Origin of the sequence: Streptomyces sp. RGM 3693, from assembly GCF_050471125.1 — a bacterium.
GTDB lineage: Bacteria > Actinomycetota > Actinomycetes > Streptomycetales > Streptomycetaceae > Streptomyces.
Map to the genome: position 1 here is coordinate 545,314 of NZ_JBMPPQ010000002.1, position 21,928 is coordinate 567,241.

Sequence of the window (21,928 nt, forward strand, 5' to 3'; positions counted from 1 at the left end):
GGGCAGGGTCGGGTGGTGCCGGGTGCGGGTCAGTCGCGCGGCGGGACCACCCCGAAGTGGCGGCGGGCGGTCGAGACGGCGAGGTCCTGGACGGCGAAGACGGTGAAGTAGTACGCCTGCGGGGCGGTGTCGGGGGCGCAGCGGATCCGGAAGCGGACGTCCACGGGCTCGCCCTCGGGGACCCGGACCTTGGTGGCGGCCGGCTCGACCACGGTGTCCTCGCGCAGGTAGCTGGGGACGAACAGGCCCAGCCGGACCGGCCCGGGGCGAGGGGTGGTGAGGGTGGCCCGGACCTCCAGGACGCCGCCCTGCTCGACCTCGTCGGCGGCGTACGCCAGCAACGCCGGGGCGTCCGGCACCCGGAAGGTCACGTCGCCGCACCGCATGCAGACCGTGCAGACGGTGTCCAGCACGTACGGCAGCAGGCCGCGTCGGGTGAACTCCTGGGCGGGGCGCCCGCAGTGGCAGCGGGCCTCGCGGACGTCCGCATCGAGGGTGCTGCGGTCCCCGAAGTGCGCCGGGTAGTTCATGATCTCGTGCTCGGGGTTCTTCGTGACCTGCTCGGCGATGACGTGGTCGAGGGATTGCAGGTCCGCGGCGAGCGAGGTGCGGATCTCGGCCGGGGACTGGTCGGCGAGGTGGGTGGGGCGGGCCGCCCACAGGTCCACCTTGCGGGCGAGCTTGGTCAGGCGGGGCCGCAGCGGGCTCTGGGGCGGCAGCAGCCCGGAGGCGAGGAGGGCGGTGAGCCGGCGGCCGGTGGTGAGGACCAGCGGGTCCGGTCGGTGGTCGGCGGGGCCGGGCGGGGACGGCGTCCGGTCCGGGTCGGCGGGCAGGCCGTGGCGCATGAACGCCGGATAGGGGTGGGAGCCGGCCAGGCTGGCGTTGAGGGCGTCCACCGAGTCGGCGCCGCCGACCGCGGCGCGCATCCAGGCGACGTTCTCCGGCCGGTCGGAGTCGTGGACCGAGACGGCCGGGACGACGGTGCGGGCCGGGCCGTCCAGGGCGTTGAGCAGCAGCTGGTACTTGGGGTCGTAGAGCGCGAGGTCGGCGAGCGGGCCGCTGTTGCAGGCGCTGAGCACCACCTCGACGGCGGGCACCCGGTGCAGCGGGACGAGCTTGTCCTCGGGCTTGTAGCACGGCAGCCCGTAGGCACAGCGGGGGCCGAGCAGCCCGCGCTGGGCGGGGACGGCGGCGTTCCGGCCGCAGATGGTGAACTCGCCGAGGTTGACGCTGTCGTCCTTGCCGTGGCCCTGGAAGACCACCCGGCGCCAGCGGGTGTCGAGGATCTCCGCCTGGATGTCGGTCCGTTCGAAGTCCCGGTCGTCGAAGACCCGGACGCCGGGCAGGTGCGGGGGCCGGTCGGTGTCGGTGAACAGTCCGAGCGCGTCGACCTCCTCGGCCGGCACCGCGTACTGCTTGGCGGTGTTCCAGGCGACGGACGCCCCGTCCCGGCCGCTGAGCAGGGTGAGCGCCCGCTCCCGCCCCCGGTAGGTGGCCAGCAGCAGGTCCCGTACGGGATCGAGGGTGAGCCGGTCGTAGGTGCCGACGAGCAGCAGCGTGCCCGGGTGGCGGCGGGCGAACCCGGCGGCGTCGCCGGTCAGTTCGTCCTCGCTCAGCCAGGTCCGGGCGAGCGGGCGGGCCAACTCCACGGTGCCGTCGAGGAGTTCCTTCGCGCCCAGGACGATGCCGGTGTCCAGCGGGCGGGGGGTGCGGGCGGCGGTGTAGAGGCGGGCGGCGAGACGGGCGCTCTCCGCCAGGTCGGGGCGGCCCTCGACCGGTACCGGCAGCCCCGCACGGTCCGGATCGGCCAGGAACTCCCCTACCGCGCCGGGGAGTTCGGCGGTGCTCACCGGGCGGAAGAGGGCGTCGTCCGGCCGGGCACCGTCCGGCCGGGGGCCGGGGTTCCGCTCTTCGGTGGCGGCAGGCTTCATGGGGGGACACCTCGTGTTCGTACGCGGATGGGGGCGGGCTCTCGCGGGGCGGGGCGGGCGGGAGGGGCTGCATGGGTGTGGCGGGTGGCGGTGGCCGGGCGCACCGTTTCACGTGAAACCAGGGCCAGTTCGGCTGTTTCACGTGAAACCGAGGCCGGTTCGGTCGTTTCACGGGAAACGGTGCCTCCGTCGGCGGCGCGCCGTTCACGCCAGCGCCTCCGCCAGGACCGGCCGGGCGCCGCGGGCCAGCAGCCCCCGGCAGGCGAAGGCCAGCACGGCGCCCGCCAGCGCCACCGCGCACCCGGCCGCGAAGACCCCGTGCGGCCCCAGCGGCGCCATCAGCAGCCCGCCCACCTGCTGGCCCAGCGCGTCCCCAGTCACCGTCGCCAGCGACGCCCAGGTGAACGCCTCGGTCAGCAGCCGCTCCTCGGCGACCGCACTGACCAGCGACATCTCGCTCGCCGAGACCAGCGCGATGGGGGCGCTGCCCAGCGCCAGCGCGACCGCCAGGGTGACCTCGGAGGTGGCCAGTAGCGGCAGTGCGGTGCCCAGGGCGTAGCCGAGCACCTGGCGCGGGAACCGCCGGTGCACCGCCACCTCGGACTGCGCCCGCCCCAGCCACAGCGCGCCGAGGGCACTGCCCACGCCCCAGCAGGCGTACACCAGGCCGGTGCCGGCGCGGGCCCCGTGCGCGTCCACGAAGGCGGGGATGGCCAGCGTCATCAGACCGATGGGCACCGCGCAGGTCGCCATGATCGCGGTGAGCGCCAGCAGCGCCGGGTTCCGCAAGGGACCCAGGACGCCGGGTGCCGGCTCGTCGTCCGCGCCGGCGGGCGCCGGCCGGCCGCCGCCCGCCGCGGCCCGGGTGGCGGCCAGGCCCAGCGCGCCCGCGCCACCGGTCACCGCGGCCGCGGTCAACGCGAGCCCGGCGGAGCCCGCCAGCATCAGGCCGGCGAGCAGCAGCGGCGCCCCGACCACCAGTACCTCGGTGAGCAGCGCCTCCCAGAGGTAGGCCAGCTCGCGCTCGTCGTCCGCCAGCGGCAACCGCGCCCACAGCGACCGCATCACGGAGTTGGCCGGCGGCAGCGCAAGGCCGGCCAGCCCCGCCATCGCCGGCTGCGCCCAGCCGCCCGGCTCGGTCGCCCAGACGAGGACGGCCAGCGCGGACGGGTGGACCAGGCCGGTGCCGATCAGCACCGCCCGCGGGCCGGCCCGGTCGGCGCGGCGGGCGATCAGCGGGCTGCCCACCGCCATGCAGACGGTGTAGGCGGCCGCGACCGTCCCGGACTGGGCGTAGCTGCCGCCCTGTTCACGGACCAGCAGCACCATGGCCAGGGACATCAGATAGACGGGCAGCCGGGCGATCACGCTCCAGCAGGCCGGTCCTGCCACCTGGCGGCGGGTCAGCAGGGCGCGGAACCCGCGGGACGACCTCGATCGTGAAGGCGTCGAGAACCTGGCGCATACGGTCTTCCACTTCACGGATCGTGGCTCCTGACACATGGACGTGGCCGGATGCGTTGTGCGAGGCGCGTCGGGCCGCCACCGGGTCGCCGGCGCCCACCTTGAGAACGGCGTCGAGCACCCCGGGGATGCGCAGCAGCTCCTCCCGGGAGGTGAGCGTGCGGACCGTTCCGGACCCGGGCAGCGGCAGCAGCAGATCGCCCGCGCAGCGCCGCGCCCCGTAGCGCAGCTCCGGGCGGCGGCCCAGATACACGTCGAGGGTGGCACCGAAGACGTCGAAGCTGTAGGCGTGCCCGTGGTTGGCGGTGATCTCGCAGCCGGCGATCCGCAGGCCGATCTCGCCCGCGTAGACCTCCCCGTCGATGACGAAGAACTCCATGTGGACGTAGCCGTGGTCGAGTTCCATGCCGGTGGCGATCCGCTGGACCAGGGCGTGCAGTGCGGTCCGGGAGGCGTCCGGGGTGGCGGCGATCCGGGGCACCTCGTCGGTGGCCACGCTGATGTTGGCGTTCATCGCGCCGTCGACGATGTCCAGCGGGCGGCAGGGCATCGCGCTGGGCCAGACGTCCAGCACCTCCCCGCCGTGCAGCAGCGCGCAGACCTCCCACTCGGTGCCGCCGAGGTACTCCTCGACCAGCCGGTCCCGGGCGCCGAAGGCGGCACCGGACAGCTCCGCCAGGTCCGCGGGACCGGTCAGCCGGTAGGTGTCGACGCAGGCGAAGGAGTCGGTGGGCTTGAGGACGACTGGCCAGCCGCACCGGGCGGCGAAGTCCCGCACCTGCACGGGGGAGGCGACCCGGGCGTACCGGGCGGTGCGCAGTCCCAGGTGACGGAAGCGGTCCTTCATGGCGCCCTTGTCGCGCACCCACCGCACCTGGCGCTCGGACAGGTGCGGCAGTCCGGCCAGGGCGGCGAACCGCTGGGCGACCGCCTGCCGCGGCTCGGACGGATTGCAGAAGCGGTCCGGCGCCTGCGGCAGCCCGCGGGTCCACTCCGCGTACCGGCGCGCCTCCTCCGCCAGTGGCACGCCCTCCCGCACCCAGAACGCCGGCAGGTGCGCGGTCTCCCGGAGGTAGTCGTCCGACAGGTCCCGGCGGGCCTCGGCGAACCGCAGCAGCACCAGGTCGTCGGGGAGCGCCCGGGCCGCGTACCGGGTGAAGGAGGTGGCCCGGTCGTCGGCCATCAGCAACACCGGGCGCCGTCGGTCGCTCATACCGCCTCCAGGACTTCGCGCACCGTTCGTACCGCGCGGGCCTGTTCGGCCTGCGGAAGTTCGGGGGACAGGGGGACGCACAGGGTGCGCTCCAGTAGGTCGCGGGTCCGGGCGAAGCCGTCCCGGCTCAGCGTCAGCGGCTGTCCCTGCGGTGCGAGGTTCCACGGGAAGCCGTCGGCGTAGAGCGAGTGCCGTCCGGTGAGGACCGGGTGCTCGGGCAACAGGTACTTCCCCAGCGTCCAGTTGGCGATGCCCTTGGCGGTGAGCGCGGCGACCGCGGCGTCCCGCAGCTCCCGGCTCTCCCAGCGGAACCGCAGGCTGATCTTGACGTCGCCCGCGGCCCGCGGCAGCACCTCCAGGTCCCGGCGGGCCGGCAGCTCTTCCATCGCCATGGCGTGCTGTCGTTCCAGGCCAGCCAGCAGCTCGTCCAGGTGCCGGAACTGCTGGTACTGGATGGCCGCGACGCCCTCGCTGGTGACGAAGTTCTCGCCGTAGTAGGCGTCCGCGTTCCAGGTGGGATAGCGGCCGGGGACCCGCGCCGAGCCGTGGTCGTGGTAGCAGCGCATGGTGTGCCAGGCGGCCGGGTCGTTGGTGGTGACCAGTCCGCCCTCGCCGGAGGTGAGCACCTTGTTGTGGTGGAAGCTGAAGGTGCCGGCGTAGCCGCGGGTGCCGGTGTGCCGACCGTCGGGGAACCGCGCGCCGAGCGCCTGGGCGCTGTCCTCGATGACGTACGGCACGCCCTCCGGGAGCGTCGCCGCCGTGCCCTCCATATGGGCGACGATGACCCGTTGTGCGTCCGGCGGCAGCAGCGTGGTGTCGAGGGAGAGCGACGCGTCGACGTCGACGAGGACCGGGATCAGTCCGCTGGCGAGCACCGCCCCGGCGACCGCGACGAAGGTGGTGGCGGGGATGTGTACCAGGTCGCCGGTGCGCGGGCGGGTGGAGACCAGGGCCAGGCGCAGCGCCTCGGTGCAGTTGTGGACCGCCAACACATGGGCCGCCCCTAGGCGTTCGGCGACCCGGCGCTCCAGTCGGGAGGCGATGGACTCGTTCTCGGTCTGGTAGCGGAACAGCACGCCGTGGCCGACCGCCTCCGCCAGCTCGGCCATGTCGGACCAGTCGAGGTAGTTGGCTCCGTAGGGCAGGAAGCGCTGCCCCAGCCGTTTGTCGAGGCTCATCGCAGATCGGCCTCCGTGAGCGGGTGCACGGACGCGTCCACGACCATCTCCTGGCCCCGGTAGTTGCGCAGCAGCAGCCCGCCTTCGGTGGGGGTGAAGTACGGCTGGGCGAGGGGGATCTTGCCGATCTTGGTGGTGAGGACGTACTGCGGCACCCCGAAGCCGGTGATGTGTCCCTGGAGGCCCTCCATGATCTCCCAGCCCTTCTCGACGGAGGTCATGAAGTGCGAGACGCCGGTGACGTTGTCGCAGTGGTAGAGGTAGTACGGCCGGACCCGGATGCGCAGCAGCTCGGTCATCAGCGTGCGCATGGTGGCGACGTCGTCGTTGATGCCGCGCAGCAGCACGGTCTGGTTGCCGACCGGGATGCCGTGCCGCAGCAGCCGGTCGACCGCGGCGGCGGCCTCCGGGGTGATCTCCTTGGGGTGGTTGAAGTGGGTGTTCAGCCACACCGGGTGGTACCGGCCGAGCATCTCGCACAGTTCGTCGGTGATCCGCTGCGGCAGCAGCACCGGGAAGCGGCTGCCGATCCGGATGATCTCCACGCTGGGGATCGCCCGCAGCCCGGAGACGATCTGCTCCAGCTTGCCGTCCTGGTAGGAGAGCGGGTCGCCGCCGGTCAGGAGGACATCGCGGATCTCCGGGTGTGCGGCGATGTAGCGCAGGTCCTCCTCGTAGGACTCGCCCTCGTCGTCGCGGAAGTAGGTGCCGGAGACGTCGGTGGTGTGGAACTTGCGGGTGCAGTGCCGGCAGTAGACCGGGCACGCCTCCGTGACCAGCATGATCACCCGGTCCGGGTACTTGTGCACCACGCGGTTGGTCTTCCGGTAGAACATGTCGCCGACCGGATCGACCTCGGCGCCGGAGTACTCGGCCAGTTCGCCGAGCGCGGGCACGCCCTGCTGCCGGATGGGGCAGGTGGGGTCGAGCGGGTCCATCAGGGACGCGTAGTACGGGGTGACGCTCCACCGGTACTTCCCGGCCGACTCCGCGATGGCCTTCTCCTCGCCGGGGGTGAGGGTGAGCCAGTCCCGGGCCTTCTCGACGTTGGTGAGGCGCTTGCGCATGTGCCAACGCCAGTCGTTCCACTGGGCGTCGGGGATGTCGGGGCGGGCGGGGGCGGGGCCGTCGACCTGGGCGGCTGGCGCGCCGCTGGTTCCTGGCGGTTCCGGCGGGTGGGCGGCGGGGCCGGTTTCGCCGGCGGTGCGGGACATGGCGACTCCTGGTTGGCAGCGGAGCGGAGCGGGGTGGTGCGCGGAGGCGGGGCGGACCGTGGTGGCGGAACGGTCACAGGGGGGCGAGGCAGAGCTGGCGCAGGGTGCGGGCGACGCGCTGGGCGCCGCGGAGGTCGTCGGCGGCCGGGTCGAGGTCGTGCCAGGGGTCGGCCGCCGGGCCCCCGGGTGGCGCCCACAGCGCCGGGTCGTCCGGGTTGTCGGCCACCGGGACCGACACTGCCCGGGCCACCCGTTCCGCCAGGTCCTGCTGGGCCGCCCCGAGCGGTGGCAGGAACACCAGCGGTGCGCGCCGCGCCTGGGCGAGCGTCAGGGCGCCCAGGGTGGGCGAGGTGAGGAAGACGTCGGCGCGGGCGTGCAGGGCGTCGGGGTCCACGCCCGCGTCGGCGGCCCGGCCGACCCGGACGCCGGTCAGCCCGCCGAGCGCGTCCCGGACGGCCCCCTTCCGGGTGTCGGTGACCACCTCGCAGCTGCCCGTCCGGCGCACCGCCGCGCGTACCAGCGGGCGCAGCACCTCCGCGGCGTAGGCGTCGGCCCGGTCCGCCGGAACGCCCCAGAGGGACAGCAGCAGGAGGGTGCCGGTGCGCCGCCGGTCGCGGGCCGGGCGGGCGGGGGCGAGGGCGCCGGTGGGCCGGGTGCCGGCGGTCGGGGGCCACGGTCCGGGCAGCCAGCCGGGCCGGTGCACCCGGCACAGCGCGCCGGGCGGTGGAGCGTCCACCGGTGCGGCGTCGGCGGCCGGTTCGGGCCGGTGGCCGGACCGCAGGTGGACCACGGGGACGCCCCGGCCGAGCAGTCGCCCGGTGGCGGTGGGGTCGTCGCAGACCAGTGCCACCTCCACGGGCTCGCCGTGGTCCGGTGCCGTGGCCGCCGGGTCGGCGGTGGGGAGGGTCACCGGGCGGAGTTCGCTCAGGTGGGCCGCGATCCGTCGCCGGGCCAGCACCGCATCGAGTTCCGCGTCGCGCGAGACGAGCAGCACCCGGTGGCGCGCCGGGCCGTCGCCGGTCGGCGGGGCCCCGTCGGTCCTCAGTACCGCCACGGTGCCACCGCCCCGAGCCGGGCCACGTCGTCGCTGTAGCCGGCGGCGGTGGTGGAGCAGCCGCCGCACGACTGCGGCCCCTGTTCCCGGAAGTGCGCCGCATGGCGTCGGAACACCGGGGTGTCGAGGTGGATCGCCCCGTTCTCGCGCAGCGGGGCGCCGCCCGGGCCGCCGTCGTCCTCCCGGTGCGGGAGGCAGCTACAGGCGTACATCCGCCCGTACTTGCCGTCGATGTAGATGACGTCGTCGACGACGTGGCAGAGCGGTCGGGAGGCCCGCGGCGTCACCGACGCGGTGAAGTACCGCTGCTGTTCCTCCGGGGTGTCCCCGTAGAACCGCTTCCCCAGCGGGACCAGGACGGTGGCCGGGTCGGCGGCGTAGAGCGGGTCGCACACCGCTCGCACGTGGTCCGGGTCGGGGTAGCTGATGGAGCGGTCCAGTTTCAGCGCGGACAGTTCCCACTGGCGCACCCCGGCCTCGGTCAACACCCGCTGGAGTGCGGGCATCTCGGCGTAGTTGTGGGGTCCGACGACGGTGTTGACCCGAGGCAGGACGCCGAGTGCGGCGGCGGCCCGCAGCCCGCGCAGCCCGTTGTCGAACATGCCGGGGGACCGCCGGTAGACGTCGTGGGTGGCGCCGGAGGCGCCGTCCAGGCTGACGATCACCTGTGCCAGTCCCGCCGCGGCGAGCCGCTCGGCCATCCGCGGCAGCAGCATGCCGTTGGTGATGATCGACATCTTCACGCCGGCGTCGGTACCGGCCCGCACCAGGTCCACGACGTCCCGGTGCATCAGCGGCTCACCGCCGGTGAACCGGACGTACCCCACCCCGGCGGCCCGGGCCTTGGGCAGCAGTTCGGCGAAGTCCTCGGGGGAGAAGCGGAACGGGTCGCGGGAGAGCGCGAACTCACACATGAAGCAGTCGGCGTTGCAGGCTTCCAGGATCCGGATGAACAGGTAGCGGGGACGTCGTCTGGTGGGCGCGTCGGGCAGGACCTCGGACGGGGCAGCGGACATGGCGGCGGAATCTTCCTGGTGGAGGGATCTTCCTGGGCAGGGCAGGGCAGCGCCGTGGGGCGGTGGAGGGGAGACGGGAGCCCGGGGCCGGGCGGGGCGCAGGCCGGGGCCTGGTCAGGCGGGCAGCGGGGCCCGGGCGAGTATCGCCAGCACGGCGTCGGCGACCTGCGCCGCGCCTCCGGTGCCGATGCCGCGGGTCAGCCCGCCCCAGTCGGCCCCCCGCCCGGCGGTCCGCAGCGCGGTCAGCACGCCGTCCCGTACGGCGGCGACCACCTCCGGGCTCGCCCCGGCGGCTCCGGGTGCGCGGTGCGGCTCCGGGTATCCGCCGTTGGCGCTGGTCTCCCCGTCGCCGTACGCCGCCGCGATCCCGTCGTAGACGACCCGCAGCGCCGCGTCCTCGCCGCCGGACCGCAGCGCCATGGCGGTCTCCTCGGCGAACACCGTGGACGGCCAGACGACCCGGACGTCGGCGCCCACGGCCCGGCTGTGGAAGCGCCCGTTGAAGATCTGGCTGAGGTTCTGCGGCGGCAGGCAGACGGTCGGGACGCCGAGGCTGCCGGCCTCCAACAGCGTGGTCAGCCCGGGGGAGGTGAGCAGCACCTCGCAGTCGGCCAGCCGGGCCAGGAACTCCCCGTGCGGGAGCGCCCCGGCGGTCACCGTCATCGGCCGGCCAACGGGCCCGGTCTCCGGTTTCACGTGAAACATCCCGGCCGCGAGCCGCTCGACCAGCTCCCGCGGCAGGTTGCCGGCCACATGCACCTCGCTGGCCCCGTACGCAGCCAGCGCCGCGAGCACGGCGGGTACCACGATCCCCGGGTACCGGGTCCAGTCGGCGAGTCCCGGGGCCCGGAGTCCGCCCAGGTTGACCAGGGCCTTCCCGCCGGGCCGTGGGGCGGACCGACGGGCCCGGGCGGGGACCGGCCCGGCGCTCCCGATGACCGCCTCGACCCAGCGGAGATCCCGGACGGATCCCAGTACGCTCCGGCAGGCGTCGGGGAGTTCGGGGCACCGCTGGGCGCAGTACGCGGAGACCTCCAGCGGCAGGGTGTCCCGGTCCCCCTCGGTCCACAGGAACGGCAGGCTGTCCACGAACACGGTGGGCACCCCGGCGTCTTCCAGCGCCTTGGCGGCGGCGCCGTCCAGCACCACCAGTGCGGCCCGGACCCGCTCGTCCCGGACGACCTCGGCCACCGCGGCCCGGGCCGGCCCGGCCGTGGCCGGCAGGTCGTACCATCGCTCGATCCCCTGCCCGGCCAGTAGCGGACGGCCCAGTCCGGAGGCCAGGCCGACGAACCGCAGGGGACGTTCGGACCGCTCGCACAGCGCGGTCAGCAGGGCGCTCAGCTTGCCGGAGCTGCCCCAGCCGAACTCGACGCCGGCGACGGCGACCGTGGCGGCGGGACCGGACACACGACGCATGACGTGGCTTCAACTCCCTTGTGCAGGACGGCGGACGAGGTCCCGTACGAGGCGGCGTGGACGGCGCCCGGCGGGGAGCTGCGGGGCTCACGATCGGGCCCGGACGCTCGCCCCCGCAAGCCCCATATCGATGGAATCCGGCCACTGACCGTCCATCGCCTGACGTGTCCGGCATGGCCGCCAGGCCGCGCCCCAGACGTACCTTTGGCCGCACCTCGCACCGGCGGTGAGCACCCGCCCGTCCCGCCCGGGCCCGGGAGCGGGCGGGATCCGCGGAGGCCATCCCCGTTCCCGTACCGCCGCGTCGATGCTCACCGCCCTGGACGCCGCGCCTCCCGCTGCGCGCGGCGTGCGCCCGCACGCACCCCGCGGCCGTGCACCACCGCCCGGCCGGAACGGATCCGGGTGGCGGGGCCGGGCCCTCCCCCGCGACGGCCCGGCCCCGCGACTACGGCGAGGGCGACCCGGGCGGCGTCGCCACCGGGTCGCCCTCGGGCGGGTCACGCCAGCGCGTGCCCCGTGGTCGCGTCCACGTGGTCGGGGATCTCCTCGTGCCGGTCGCCGACCGTCGACGTCCCGGTGGGTTCGAAGACCAGGATCGAGGCGCCGGTCGGGGCGGACGGCTTGTGCTCGGTGCCCCGGGGGACGGTGAAGACGGCGCCCTTGGGGAGCCGGACCGTGCGCTCTCCCGCCTCCTCCCGCAACCCGATGAACAGCTCCCCCTCCAGTACCAGGAAGAACTCGTCGGTGTCGTCGTGGGCGTGCCACAGGTGCTCGCCGGCGACCTTGGCGACCCGGACGTCGTAGTCGTTGACCCGGGTGACGATCCGGGGGCTCCACAGGGCGTCGAAGGAGGCCAGCGCCGCGGCGAGCTCCAGCGGCTGGTTCGTGTGTGTGCTCATGATCCGATCCTGTCCGGTCCGCCCGGCCGCCGTGAGTGCTAGGAATCGCATATGCCGCAACGATCCTCGCAACCGGACCGCGCACCGGACCGCCCGCACCGCGCACCGCAGCGCACACCGCACCGCGTCGTCGCCGTCGTCGACGAGAACACCAACCCCTTCGAACTCGGCTGCGCGATCGAGGTGTTCGGCCTCAAGCGCCCCGAAATAGGCCGGGACCTCTACGATTTCGCGCTCTGCGCGCCGGAGCCGCGGACCCTGATGCGCGACGGCTTCTTCACCCTCACCGGCGTCGCCGGTCTGGCGGCGGCCGACACCGCGGACACCCTGATCGTCCCCCACCGACCCGACGTCGAGGTGCCCCGCCGCCCCGCCCTGCTCGACGCGGTCCGCCGGGCCCATGCCCGCGGCGCGCGGCTGGTCAGCTTCTGCACGGGGGCCTTCACCCTCGCCGAGGCGGGCGTCCTCGACGGCCGCCGGGCCACCACCCACTGGCAGTGGGCGGACGCCTTCCAGGCCCGCTTCCCCGCCGTCCACCTGGAACCCGACGTGCTGTTCGTGGACGATGGCGAGATCCTCACCGCGGCGGGCAGCGCGGCCGCGCTCGACCTGGGGCTGCACCTGGTCCGCCGCGACCACGGCGCGGAGATCGCCAACACGGTCAGCCGCCGGCTGGTCTTCGCCGCCCACCGGGACGGCGGCCAGCGGCAGTTCGTGGACCGCCCGGTGCCCCGGGTGCCGGACGAGTCGCTCGCCCCGCTCCTGGCCTGGGCCCAGGAGCACCTGGACGGCCCGCTCGCCGTGCTCGACCTGGCCACCCGCGCCGCGGTCAGTCCGGCCACCCTGCACCGCCGCTTCCGTGCCCAGCTGGGCACCACCCCGTTGGCCTGGCTCACCGGCGAACGGGTCGCGCTGGCCTGCCGGTTGATCGAACGCGGGGAGAGCCGCCTCGACGTGGTCGCCCGGCGCAGCGGCCTGGGCACGGCGACCCACCTGCGCGCCCTGATGCGCCGCGAGACCGGCCTGACCCCGTCCGCCTACCGCCGCCGCTTCGGACCGGCCACCGACGAGGGACGCGCCGTTTCCCGTGAAACACGCCGTTTCACGTGAAACACCGCCCCGTCGGTCGCCCGGCCACCAGGCCGTCCGGCCCCTAACCTGGGAAAAGGAAGCCGGTGTGCGTCGATGACCGCTGATCCCGTCACCCTCGCACTCTGCGGCGATGTGATGCTCGGCCGCGGAGTAGACCAGATCCTGCCCTGCCCCGGCGACCCCGAACTGCGCGAACCGTACGTCCAGGACGCCCGGATCTACGTCGGACTGGCCGAGACGGCCAACGGTCCGGTCCCCTGCCCCGTCGACGTCCGCTACCCCTGGGGCGACGCCCTGGCCGCCCTCGACGCCGCCGCCCCCGCCGCCCGCGTGCTCAACCTGGAGACCTCCGTCACCCGGCACGGCACCTTCGCCCCCGGTCGGCAGATCCACTACCGGATGCACCCGGCGAATCTCCCCTGCCTGGCCGCCGCCCGCCCCGACGTGTGCGTACTGGCCAACAACCACGTCCTGGACTTCGGCCGGGAGGGGCTGGCCGAGACCCTGCGGAGCCTGGCCGCCGCGGGCCTGTGCACGGCGGGCGCCGGCGCCGACGCCGAGGCGGCCCGTCGCCCCGCGATCGTCCCCCTGCCCGACGGTCACCGGCTGCTCGTCCTCGCCCTCGGCATGCCGTCCAGCGGCATCCCCCGCACCTGGGCCGCGACCGCCCGGCACGGCGGCGTGCACTGGGCGGACGGCCCCACGCCGGCCGCCGCCGCCGCGGCGGCCGCCCTGCTCCGCACCCGGAAACGGACCGGCGACCTGGCCGTGGTCTCGGTGCACTGGGGCTCCAACTGGGGCTACACCGTGCCCCGCGCCCAGACCGCCTGCGCGCACGCCCTGATCGACGCCGGTGTGGACCTCGTCCACGGCCACTCCGCGCACCACCCGCGCCCCGTGGAGGTGTACGCGGGCAAGCTCATCCTCCACGGGTGCGGCGACTTCATCGACGACTACGAGGGCATCACCGGCTACGAGCGCTACCGCGACGACCTGCGTCCGCTCTACCTCGCCGCCCTGGAGCCCGGCACCGGCCGCCTCCGGGAGCTGCGGATCGTCCCCTTCCAGGCCCACCGGATGCGGCTGCGGCACGCCTCCGTCGTGGACGCCCGTTGGCTCGGAAGCCTCTTCGACCGCCTCGCCCGCGGCTTCGCCCCCGGCGTCCTGACCACCGACCCGGCCCCCGCCCTGACGCTCCGCCCGGCCTGACCGGAGCCGGCGTGCCGGGACCGGCCCCAGGCCCAGGGCCCGGGGCCGGTCCGGTGGATCGGAGTCGGCGACGCCCTACTGGCCGGAGTCCGCCACCGCCGCGGCCAGTGCCAGCACCCGCCGCGCCTCCTCCACGTGCAGGTTCTCCACCATCCGCCCGTCCACGGTGACCACCCCGCGGCCTTCCCGGGCCGCGGCCTCGAACGCCTCGATGATCTTCCGGGCCCGGTCCACCTCCGCCTCCGCCGGGGCGAACACCCGGTTGCACGGCTCGATCTGCGAGGGATGGATCAGCGTCTTCCCGTCGAACCCGAACTGCTGGCCCTGGACGCACTCCGCCTCGAACCCGGCGAGGTCCTTGACGTTGTTGAACACCCCGTCCAGGATCGCCTTCCCCGCCTCGCGGGCCGCCAGCAGCGCCAGCGACAGTCCGGTCAGCAGCGGCGCCCGGCCCGGCACGTGCGCGGCGTGCAGCTCCTTCGCCAGGTCGTTGGTGCCCATCACCAGCACCGTCAGCCGCTCGCTCGCGCCGGCCACCGCGCGGGCGTCCAGCATCGCCCGCGGCGTCTCCACCATCGCCCAGATCGCCGTGTGGTCCGGGGCGCCGGCCGCCTCCAGCCGCCGCTCCACCTCCCGCACGGTGTCCGCGGACTCCACCTTCGGCACCACCACCGCGTCCGGACCGGCCTGCGCCGCCGCCCGCAGATCGTCCGCGAACCACTGCGTGCCCGGCCCGTTGACCCGGATCGTGACCTCCCGACGGCCGTACCCGCCGGTGGCCACCGCCGCCGCGACCCGCTCCCGCGCCGCCTCCTTGGCGTCCGGGGCGACCGCGTCCTCCAGGTCCAGGATCAGCCCGTCCGCCGGCAGCGACGCCGCCTTCTCCAGCGCCCGCGCGTTGGCGCCCGGCATGTACAGCACCGACCGCCGCGCCCGCACGCCCGCCGGCGTCTCGCCCGTCGCACCCATGGCCCTACTCCGTTCCCTCGCCGCTCGCCGCCGCGTACGCCGCCCGCAGTGCGGGATCCCGCGCCACCAGCGCCTCGGCGAGCTCCACCACCACCCGGCACTGCTTGACCGTGGCGTCGTCCTGCATCTTCCCGTCGATCATCACCGCGCCCGTCCCGTCGCCCATCTCCGCGATGACCCGGCGCGCCCAGGCGACCTCGTCCGGCGCCGGCGAGAACACCTTCTTCGCGATCCCGATCTGCACCGGGTGCAGGCTCCACGCCCCCACACACCCCAGGAGGAACGCGTTGCGGAACTGGTCCTCGCACGCCACGGTGTCCTTGATGTCGCCGAACGGCCCGTAGTACGGCAGGATCCCGTGCGCCGCGCAGGCGTCCACCATCCGCGCGATCGTGTAGTGCCACAGGTCCTGCTGGAACACCGCCCGCGGCGCGTCCGCCGCACCCGGCTGTGGATCCTGGCGCACCAGATAGCCGGGGTGGCCGCCGCCGACCCGGGTGGTCTTCATCCGTCGGCTCGCCGCCAGGTCCGCCGGCCCCAGCGACATCCCCTGCATCCGCGGGCTGGCCCCGGCGATCTCCTCCACGTTGGCGACCCCGCGCGGCGTCTCCAGGATGGCGTGCAGCAGGATCGGCCGCCGCACCCCGGCCTTCGCCTCCAACTGGGCCACCAGCCGGTCGACGTAGTGGATGTCCTCGGCGCCCTCGACCTTCGGCACCATGATCACGTCGAGCTTGTCGCCGATCTCGGTGACCAGCGTCAGCAGGTCGTCCAACGCCCACGGCGAGTCCAGGCTGTTGATCCGCGTCCACAACTGCGTCGCGCCGAAGTCGGTGCCGCGGGCGATCTCGACCAGCCCGGCCCGCGCCGCCTCCTTGCGGTCCGCGGCGACCGCGTCCTCCAGGTTCCCGAGCAGCACATCGACGTCCGGTGCGATGTCCGGCACCTTGGCCGCCATCCGCGGATTGCCCGGATCGAAGAAGTGGATCATCCGTGACGGCCGGAACGGCACGTCCCGCACCGGCTCCGGAGCCCCCACGGCCAACGGACGGAAAAAGTCCTTCGGAGAACGCACCATGCCTCCCACCTCGTACCGACCAACCGGCCCCGAGCCGGCCAACGGCGCACACTCTAGGCCCGCGGGCCCGCGCTTGTTACCGCGCAGTATGTGTGCCGTTGATCACGGAACGCGAAGGGGTGCGACGGAGCGGGCGGGCACCTCCGGCCCGGCGCTCACCCCTGTCGTACGTCCCGCGCCCTGAGCGTCACGTAGGCCGTTGCCAGCGCGGCGGCGACCCACAGGGCCAGGACGGCGAAGCCCGGCCAGGGGCCGAGGCCGTCGGCCGGCGGGTGGACTTCGGTGAGGTGGGAGCCGGCGGCGTCCGGGAGGTAGGCGGCGAAGCGGGCGGTGGCGGGGAGCGCGCCGAGGAGGGGGGAGACGAGGAAGAAGAGAGGGACGAGCAGGCCCAGGGCGAGGAGCGGATGGCGCAGGGCGGTGGCGACGCCCAGGGCGAACAGGGCGAGCATCGCCAGATAGAGGCCGCCGCCGAGGACGGCGCGGAGCACGCCCGGAGCGGTGAGCGAGGTCGCCAGGTCGCCGAGGACGGCCTGGCCGGTCAGGAAGGCCGTGAGCGAGGTGGCGCAGCCGGTCAGCAGGGCGACGGTGAACACCGCCGCGGCCTTGCAGCTCAGCAGCAGCCCGCGCTGCGGCACCGCCTGGACGGACGTGCTGAGCATGCCGGTGGCGAACTCGCCCGAGGCCGCCAGGACGCCGAAGAGCACCATCGCCAACTCGCCGAGGACCATGCCGGACAGGCTGGTGGCGGTCGGGTCGAGCGCCGCGCGGTCGGCGGGCTCCAACTCCCGGGCGGCGTACCGGGTGAGGAGGCACAGGGCCGCGCCGGTGGCCAGGGTCAGGAGCGCGGCGGTCAGCAGCGACCAGAACGTGGAGCGGACCGTGCGGAGTTTGATCCACTCCGCGTGCAGCACCGCGCGGGCGAGGGCGGCGGCGCCGGGCGGTGCGGAGGCGGCGCCGGCGGGGACGGTGGTGGGTGCGGGCACGGGTCAGGCTCCCTGGTGCGGCGGGGGGACGGCCGGGTCGCCGCGGTGGGCGGTGCGGTATTCGGTGGCGGCGGCCACGACGCCGAGGTAGGCGTCCTCCAACGAGGCGTGTTCGAGACGGAGTTCGTGCAGGGTCAGGCCCGCCGAAGCGGCCAGTTCGCCCACCGTCGCGGCGTCCGTGTCGTACGCCCGGAGGGCCTCCTCCGCGGCGTCGTGGGCGATGCCGGCCCCGGTCAGCAGCGCGGTGAGCCGGTCCCGGTGCGGGGTGCGCACGTGGACGACCCGACGGGCGTGCCCGGCCACGAACTCCTCGACCGTGGTGTCGGCGAGGAGCCGGCCGCGGCCGATGACGACGAGGCGGTCGGCGGTCAGCGCCATCTCGCTCATCAGATGGCTGGAGACGAGGACCGTCCGCCCCTCGGCGGCCAGTTGGCGCATCAGGTCGCGCGCCCACCGGATGCCCTCGGGGTCCAGGCCGTTGATCGGTTCGTCCAGCAGCAGCACGGCGGGGTCCCCGAGCAGGGCCGCCGCGATGCCGAGCCGCTGCCGCATGCCGAGCGAGAAGCCCTTGACGCGTGTGCCCGCGACCTCCTGGAGCCCCACCTGGGCCAGCACCGCATCGATCCGGCGGGCCGGGATCCGGTTGGCGGCGGCCAGTACCCGGAGGTGGCCGTGCGCGGTCCGGCCGTCGTGCAGCGCGCGGGCGTCCAGCAGCGCCCCGACCTCGTGCAGCGGGTAGCGGATCGCGGTGTACGGCCGGCCGAGCACGGTGGCCCGGCCCGCGGTGGGGCGGTCCAGTCCGAGCACCATCCGCAGGGTGGTGGACTTGCCGGCGCCGTTGGGGCCGAGGAAGCCGGTGACCGCGCCGGGCTCGACGCGGAAGGTGAGGTCGTCGACGGCGGTCCGGTCGCCGTAGCGCTTGGTCAGGCCCTGGAGGTCGATCACGCCAACCGCCCCCCGTCCAGCCGCATCCGGCGGTCGACGAGGTCGTCGAACCCGTGGTGGTCGTGGCTGACCGCGAGCACCGTCCGGCCCTCCTGCTTCCACTCCGCCAGCAGGGCGGTGAGCGCGTCCACCGCCGCGTGGTCCAGGCCGTTGAACGGCTCGTCGAGCAGGACCAGCCGCGGGGCGTGCAGGGTGGCCGCGACCAGCCCGACCTTCTTACGGGTGCCCAGGGAGAGCTCCCGGACCAGGTGGTCGGCCCACTGGCTGGCGCCGAACCGCTCCAGCGCCGTCAGGGCCGCGGCCGGCCGCAACCCCCACAGGCGGGCGGTGAAGGCCAGTTGCTCGCGCACGCTGAGGTAGTCGTAGAGCGGGGGGTCGTCCTGGACGAAGCCGCGCAGCGCCTTCGCCTCCGGGGCGTCCGGTCGGTGGCCACCGATGCGCACGTCGCCGCCGCCGGGCGCGTGCAGTCCGGCGACGACCCGCAGCAGGGTGCTCTTGCCGCTGCCGTTCTCCCCGATGAGGTGGACGAACTCGCCCACCGCCAACTCGGCGTCGACGCCCCGGAGTACCGGGTGTCCGCCGTGTTCCGCGGTCAGCCCGCGCAGGGTGATCACCGTGGTGTCGCCTTTCGATCGAGGGGGGTGGTTGCGGAGCCGTGCGGAGGCCGGCCCGGTGCGGGTGCGCAGGCGGAGGAGGGCGGAGCCGCGCCCGGCCGGCGCCGCGGCCGCGCGGAGCGGGCCAGGAGCACCGCGCCCGCCGCCCCCAGCACCAGGCAGGTCACCAACGGCGGCAGCGCGCGCAGCAGCGGCGCCTCGTGCGGCGTCAGCGGGAACAGCGCGATGGTGGGGAGCATGACGGCGCCGGTCAGGGTCGCCTGGAGCACCCCGGCGGCGGGGGAACGGGTGACCCGCCCCTGGCCGCTGTGCTCGGCGGGCGGCATCACGGTGGACGTCGCCACCGCCGCCGCCCCGACGGCGCAGGCCGCGGCGAGCGCGGTGAGCAGCAGCGGGCCGAGGTCGGGGCCGGTCCCGCCGGTGAGCAGGGCCCAGCCGACCGCCCCCGGCGCCACGAAGCCCAGCACGGTCACCGTGAACGACACCGCCTTGCAGACCATCAACTGACCGGTCGACAGGGGAGATTGCCGCAGCGCGTCCCAGGCCGTGCGCTCCGCCTCGACGCCGGCCACCTGCACCGCCTCGTCGGCCACCAGCAGGACGCCGCCCACCAGCGCCCCCACCGCGGTGACCGCGGGCACGGCCAGCGGGCCCGCGCCGCCGGTGCCCAGCACATGCCCGGCACCCGCGCCGAGCAGCGCGACCCCGCCCAGCAGACAGCGCCGCAGCCCGAGGGTGGCCGCCGTCGGGCCGCGCAGCGCCGCCCGCAGGTCCTTGGCGAGGAACACCCCGAGCACCGACCGCCGGTGCAGCCCGTCCCACCGGAACCTGCCGCGGGCCCGCGGCAGTTGCCCGGACGGCGCGGAGCCGGGTACCGGGCCGGCGCCGTCGGCCCGCAGCACGCGGGTGCGCGCGGCCCGCCGCAGCAGCCCGCCCGCGAGACCGGCCAGCGGCAGCGCGACGGCGGCGCAGACGGCCGCGATACGGGGCGCGCCACCGCCCACCAACGCGTCCCACCAGGTGGGGCGTACGGCGTTCAGCGCCTGCCCGGCGAGCCGCGGCACGGCCTGGGCCAGCGGCCCGTGCTCCCGCAACCCCGCGGTGAACGGGGCCACCACGAGCCCCGCGGCGACCCCGGCGCCGCCGGCCAGCAGCAGGGTCCGCAGCCGGGCGGCACCGTCCCGGGCGAGCGCCAGCAGCCCGGTCAGGGTCAGCCGCAGGACCAGCCCGACGAGCAGCAGTCCCCCGGTCAGCGTCAGCGCCGCCGGTAGCAGCCGACTGCCGGCCGGCGAGCCGCCCAGCCAGGCGGTCAAGAAGGCCCCGGCCGTCACCGCCGCCCCGCCGGCCGCGGCCAGCGCCGGCCCCACCGCCCGCACGAACAACAGCGCTCCGGGCGTGACCGGCAGCGACAGCAGCACCGCCCGGTCCGGCGGGTCGGCCACCAGGCGGACCTCGTTCGGGCGTGCCCCGGCGGCCATGGCGACGACCACCAGGACCGCGGGCAGCCAGGCGTACCGCGCCAGCCCGGCCGGATCGGCGGAGGCGAGCGGAAGGGTGTGCGCGGCGAGCAGCCCGGCACCGACCGCCAGGGCCAGCGCGGCCATCGCCCCCAGAACGAAGCAGCCGACGGTGGCGATCTGCGCCCACCGTGGAGTGGCCCGCCCCTGGAGCAAGTTGAGCCTGCGCCGCCCGTCGGCCAGCGCCAGCGCGACCACCGCGCGGACCTGCCGCCGTACCGCGCGGCGCACCCGCACCCCGCGCTCCACCGCGCCGTCGGCCACCGGCGCACGCTCGGTCATCGCGGCCGCCCCGGCAGCACCGTCGCGGTCACCGCGCACAGCAGCGTCACGAAGAACGCCACCGCCAGCGCCCGCAGCGGACCGGTCCCCGGGAAGAGGAACCCGCTCGCCGCCAGCGCCGGCCCCACCGCGCCGCTGACACCGATGAGCAGGAACTGTCCGATCCGCAGCACCAGGGCGACGGCGGTCAGCACCAGCAGCAGTACCGGGAAGCCCCACCACGCCCATTGGAGGACGTCCTGGGCGTCGGCGACGAACGGGCGGTTGGCGTCGGCGAGGCGCGGCGCCCCGGCGACCGCGGCCCGCACCTCGTCCCGTTGCACGGTGTAGAGCGCCGCCCGGCACCAGGCGATCGCGGCACTGAGCAGCACGCTGCACACGGCGAACCGCCGCCACCGCAGGGAAGTCGAGGCGGTGGCGGCGCGGGGCACGGTCATGTGGGGGGACGCTTCCTCTCGGCAGGGGCCTTCACGGCCGGGGGCTTTCTCTCGGCGGGCGCGGGTCCCGGCAGCCGCGCGGCGCCGGTGCCGCGCGGCTCACAGCACGGCGAAGAGCGCCCCGAGCAGCAGGGCGGGCGCGCCCGCACACCACGCGGTGTGCAGCGGCCGCAGTTCCGGCGCCGCGCGGCGCAGCACCACGGCGGTGGCGGCCCAGAGCAGCAGCAGACTCGGTTCGGAGGCGGAGAGCCAGTCGAGCAGCGCACGGTCGTCCGCGCCCGCCAGCGACAGTACGAGGAACACCGCCAGCCGCAGGGCGAGATAGCCGGCGGCCACCGCGCCCACCGTCCACCGCAGCCCGCGGAAGTCGCCGGTCGCCCCGGCCCAGCGGCAACAGGCCGCGCCCAGCGCACCCAGCGCCAGGGCCAGCACCCCGTACGCCACGCCGTTGAAGAGCCAACTCGTCGCCCAGGCCGCCCAGGCGGCCACGTCCAACTGTCCGGCGGTCCCTCGGGGCAGCTTGTCCGCCGCGGCGGAACGGTAGAGGTCCCAGAACCGCCCCATCAGTACGGGCAGCAGCACACCGCAGGCCACCAGCCCGCCGAGCTGCGCCCATCGGGCGACCGCGGCACCCCGCGGGGCGTCGGGCGCCGGATCGGCGGGATGCGCCGCCCCCGCGCCGGCGGTGTCGCCGGTGGTGTCGCCGGCGCCGTCCGCGGCCGGGGTCGGGGCCGAGGCCCGTTCCGGGGACGTCGTGTGCATCAGGTACTCACCCAGGTCTCGATCGTTGCGGCGATGAGGAGCAGGAACAGCGACGTCCCCAGCAGCCCGAAGGCGTCGCCGAGTACGTCCCGGAGCGACGGCCGGGCCCCTCCCCTGCCGGCCAGCCACCGGGCGGCCGCGATCAACGGCACCACACCGGCGCCGACCGCGATCCCGATGGCGGGGAGTTCCAGCCATGCGTGCGGCAGAACGTGCCGGGCCAGGTCGCCCCATCCGGCCACCGCCGTCGCCTGGGCGATCCCCAGTCCGGTCAGCAGCCCGGAGACCAGGCTGAAGGCGATGGTGGCCAGCCCGAACGTCAGGACCCCGGCGAAGGCGAGCAGGGCGACGCCCGCGTTGGTGCCGACGATCGACCACCACAGGTCGCCGCCGGCGGGCACGGTGCGCGGCCGGACGCCGAAGTCGAGCCGGTCGCCCAGGGCGCAGCCGGCGGCGATGGGCCCCAGCCACAGCAGGTTGCCGACGACGAGCGCGGCCCGCTGTCGGCGCAGCAGGCGTCCCCAGCCGCCCAGGAATCGGGTCCCGAGCCGGCCCGGGGGGCCGTCCGGCGCCGTGTGTGCCGCGTGGTGTTCGGAGGTGACGAGCGCTGCCATGGAGTGTCCCGGCGGTACGACCGGGGCCGCCGCGC

General features: G+C 75.2%; 20 protein-coding genes. 2 read left to right on the forward strand and 18 right to left on the reverse strand.

Annotation, left to right across the window (positions count from 1 at the left end):
- Positions 1–29: 29 nt before the first annotated feature.
- The 9 genes from ACO0M4_RS19735 to ACO0M4_RS19775 form a co-directional block, all read right to left on the reverse strand.
- Positions 30–1,931: a hypothetical protein gene (locus ACO0M4_RS19735; RefSeq protein WP_430372058.1), complete on the reverse strand. Its 1,902-nt coding sequence runs from the start codon at positions 1,929–1,931 to the stop codon at positions 30–32.
- A gap of 204 nt (positions 1,932–2,135) precedes the next feature.
- Positions 2,136–3,323, reverse strand: a complete 1,188-nt coding sequence (locus tag ACO0M4_RS19740) for an MFS transporter (RefSeq protein WP_430372059.1) — start codon at positions 3,321–3,323, stop codon at positions 2,136–2,138.
- The gene (locus tag ACO0M4_RS19745; protein ID WP_430372061.1) at positions 3,241–4,608 is read right to left on the reverse strand and encodes an ATP-grasp domain-containing protein; all 1,368 of its coding nucleotides are present in this window, start codon (positions 4,606–4,608) and stop codon (positions 3,241–3,243) included. The genes ACO0M4_RS19740 and ACO0M4_RS19745 overlap by 83 nt, the downstream gene beginning before the upstream one ends.
- Complete coding sequence (locus ACO0M4_RS19750; RefSeq protein WP_430372062.1) at positions 4,605–5,786, reverse strand: DegT/DnrJ/EryC1/StrS family aminotransferase; 1,182 nt, start codon at positions 5,784–5,786, stop codon at positions 4,605–4,607. Before ACO0M4_RS19750 ends, ACO0M4_RS19745 begins: the two co-directional genes overlap by 4 nt.
- Positions 5,783–7,000, reverse strand: coding sequence for an arginine 2,3-aminomutase (gene blsG, locus ACO0M4_RS19755; protein WP_430372063.1), 1,218 nt, complete (start codon positions 6,998–7,000; stop codon positions 5,783–5,785). Before blsG ends, ACO0M4_RS19750 begins: the two co-directional genes overlap by 4 nt.
- Before the next feature lie 73 nt (positions 7,001–7,073).
- Positions 7,074–8,054: a CGA synthase-related protein gene (gene blsF / locus ACO0M4_RS19760; RefSeq protein ID WP_430372064.1), complete on the reverse strand. Its 981-nt coding sequence runs from the start codon at positions 8,052–8,054 to the stop codon at positions 7,074–7,076.
- Positions 8,042–9,070 (reverse strand): cytosylglucuronate decarboxylase, encoded by a 1,029-nt coding sequence (blsE, locus tag ACO0M4_RS19765; protein ID WP_430372065.1) that lies wholly within the window; start codon positions 9,068–9,070, stop codon positions 8,042–8,044. The genes blsF and blsE overlap by 13 nt, the downstream gene beginning before the upstream one ends.
- A gap of 114 nt (positions 9,071–9,184) precedes the next feature.
- On the reverse strand, positions 9,185–10,489 hold the full coding sequence (locus ACO0M4_RS19770; RefSeq protein ID WP_430372067.1) for a hydroxymethylcytosylglucuronate/cytosylglucuronate synthase: 1,305 nt from the start codon (positions 10,487–10,489) through the stop codon (positions 9,185–9,187).
- Between the two features lie 500 nt (positions 10,490–10,989).
- Positions 10,990–11,391 (reverse strand): cupin domain-containing protein, encoded by a 402-nt coding sequence (locus ACO0M4_RS19775; protein ID WP_430372068.1) that lies wholly within the window; start codon positions 11,389–11,391, stop codon positions 10,990–10,992.
- 51 nt (positions 11,392–11,442) lie between these two features.
- On the opposite strand from ACO0M4_RS19775, the gene ACO0M4_RS19780 reads away from it, so the two are divergent.
- A complete protein-coding gene (locus tag ACO0M4_RS19780) occupies positions 11,443–12,501 on the forward strand; it encodes a helix-turn-helix domain-containing protein (RefSeq protein ID WP_430372069.1) in 1,059 nt (352 codons plus the stop codon).
- 75 nt (positions 12,502–12,576) lie between these two features.
- The gene (locus ACO0M4_RS19785) at positions 12,577–13,692 is read left to right on the forward strand and encodes a CapA family protein (RefSeq protein ID WP_430372071.1); all 1,116 of its coding nucleotides are present in this window, start codon (positions 12,577–12,579) and stop codon (positions 13,690–13,692) included.
- Positions 13,693–13,767: 75 nt separating this feature from the next.
- Here ACO0M4_RS19785 and ACO0M4_RS19790 read toward each other — a convergent pair whose 3' ends face one another.
- From ACO0M4_RS19790 to ACO0M4_RS19830, 9 genes are all read right to left on the reverse strand, one after another.
- Positions 13,768–14,661 carry an HpcH/HpaI aldolase/citrate lyase family protein gene (locus ACO0M4_RS19790; protein ID WP_430372072.1) on the reverse strand — a complete coding sequence of 298 codons (894 nt, stop codon included), beginning with the start codon at positions 14,659–14,661 and terminating at the stop codon, positions 13,768–13,770.
- A 4-nt stretch (positions 14,662–14,665) separates the two neighbouring features.
- On the reverse strand, positions 14,666–15,736 hold the full coding sequence (locus ACO0M4_RS19795) for an HpcH/HpaI aldolase/citrate lyase family protein (protein ID WP_430373860.1): 1,071 nt from the start codon (positions 15,734–15,736) through the stop codon (positions 14,666–14,668).
- Positions 15,737–15,894: 158 nt separating this feature from the next.
- Positions 15,895–16,722, reverse strand: coding sequence for an ABC transporter permease (locus ACO0M4_RS19800; protein WP_430372074.1), 828 nt, complete (start codon positions 16,720–16,722; stop codon positions 15,895–15,897).
- A gap of 3 nt (positions 16,723–16,725) precedes the next feature.
- Positions 16,726–17,667, reverse strand: coding sequence for an ABC transporter ATP-binding protein (locus ACO0M4_RS19805; protein ID WP_430372075.1), 942 nt, complete (start codon positions 17,665–17,667; stop codon positions 16,726–16,728).
- Positions 17,664–18,281 carry an ATP-binding cassette domain-containing protein gene (locus ACO0M4_RS19810; RefSeq protein WP_430372077.1) on the reverse strand — a complete coding sequence of 206 codons (618 nt, stop codon included), beginning with the start codon at positions 18,279–18,281 and terminating at the stop codon, positions 17,664–17,666. The genes ACO0M4_RS19805 and ACO0M4_RS19810 overlap by 4 nt, the downstream gene beginning before the upstream one ends.
- On the reverse strand, positions 18,278–20,080 hold the full coding sequence (locus ACO0M4_RS19815) for a hypothetical protein (protein WP_430372078.1): 1,803 nt from the start codon (positions 20,078–20,080) through the stop codon (positions 18,278–18,280). The genes ACO0M4_RS19810 and ACO0M4_RS19815 overlap by 4 nt, the downstream gene beginning before the upstream one ends.
- A complete protein-coding gene (locus ACO0M4_RS19820; protein ID WP_430372080.1) occupies positions 20,077–20,517 on the reverse strand; it encodes a hypothetical protein in 441 nt (146 codons plus the stop codon). The genes ACO0M4_RS19815 and ACO0M4_RS19820 overlap by 4 nt, the downstream gene beginning before the upstream one ends.
- A 99-nt stretch (positions 20,518–20,616) precedes the next feature.
- Positions 20,617–21,279: a hypothetical protein gene (locus ACO0M4_RS19825; RefSeq protein WP_430372081.1), complete on the reverse strand. Its 663-nt coding sequence runs from the start codon at positions 21,277–21,279 to the stop codon at positions 20,617–20,619.
- Entirely contained in the window at positions 21,279–21,893 is a 615-nt protein-coding gene (locus tag ACO0M4_RS19830) for a stage II sporulation protein M (protein WP_430372082.1), read from the reverse strand. The genes ACO0M4_RS19825 and ACO0M4_RS19830 overlap by 1 nt, the downstream gene beginning before the upstream one ends.
- Between the last annotated feature and the right edge of the window lie 35 nt (positions 21,894–21,928).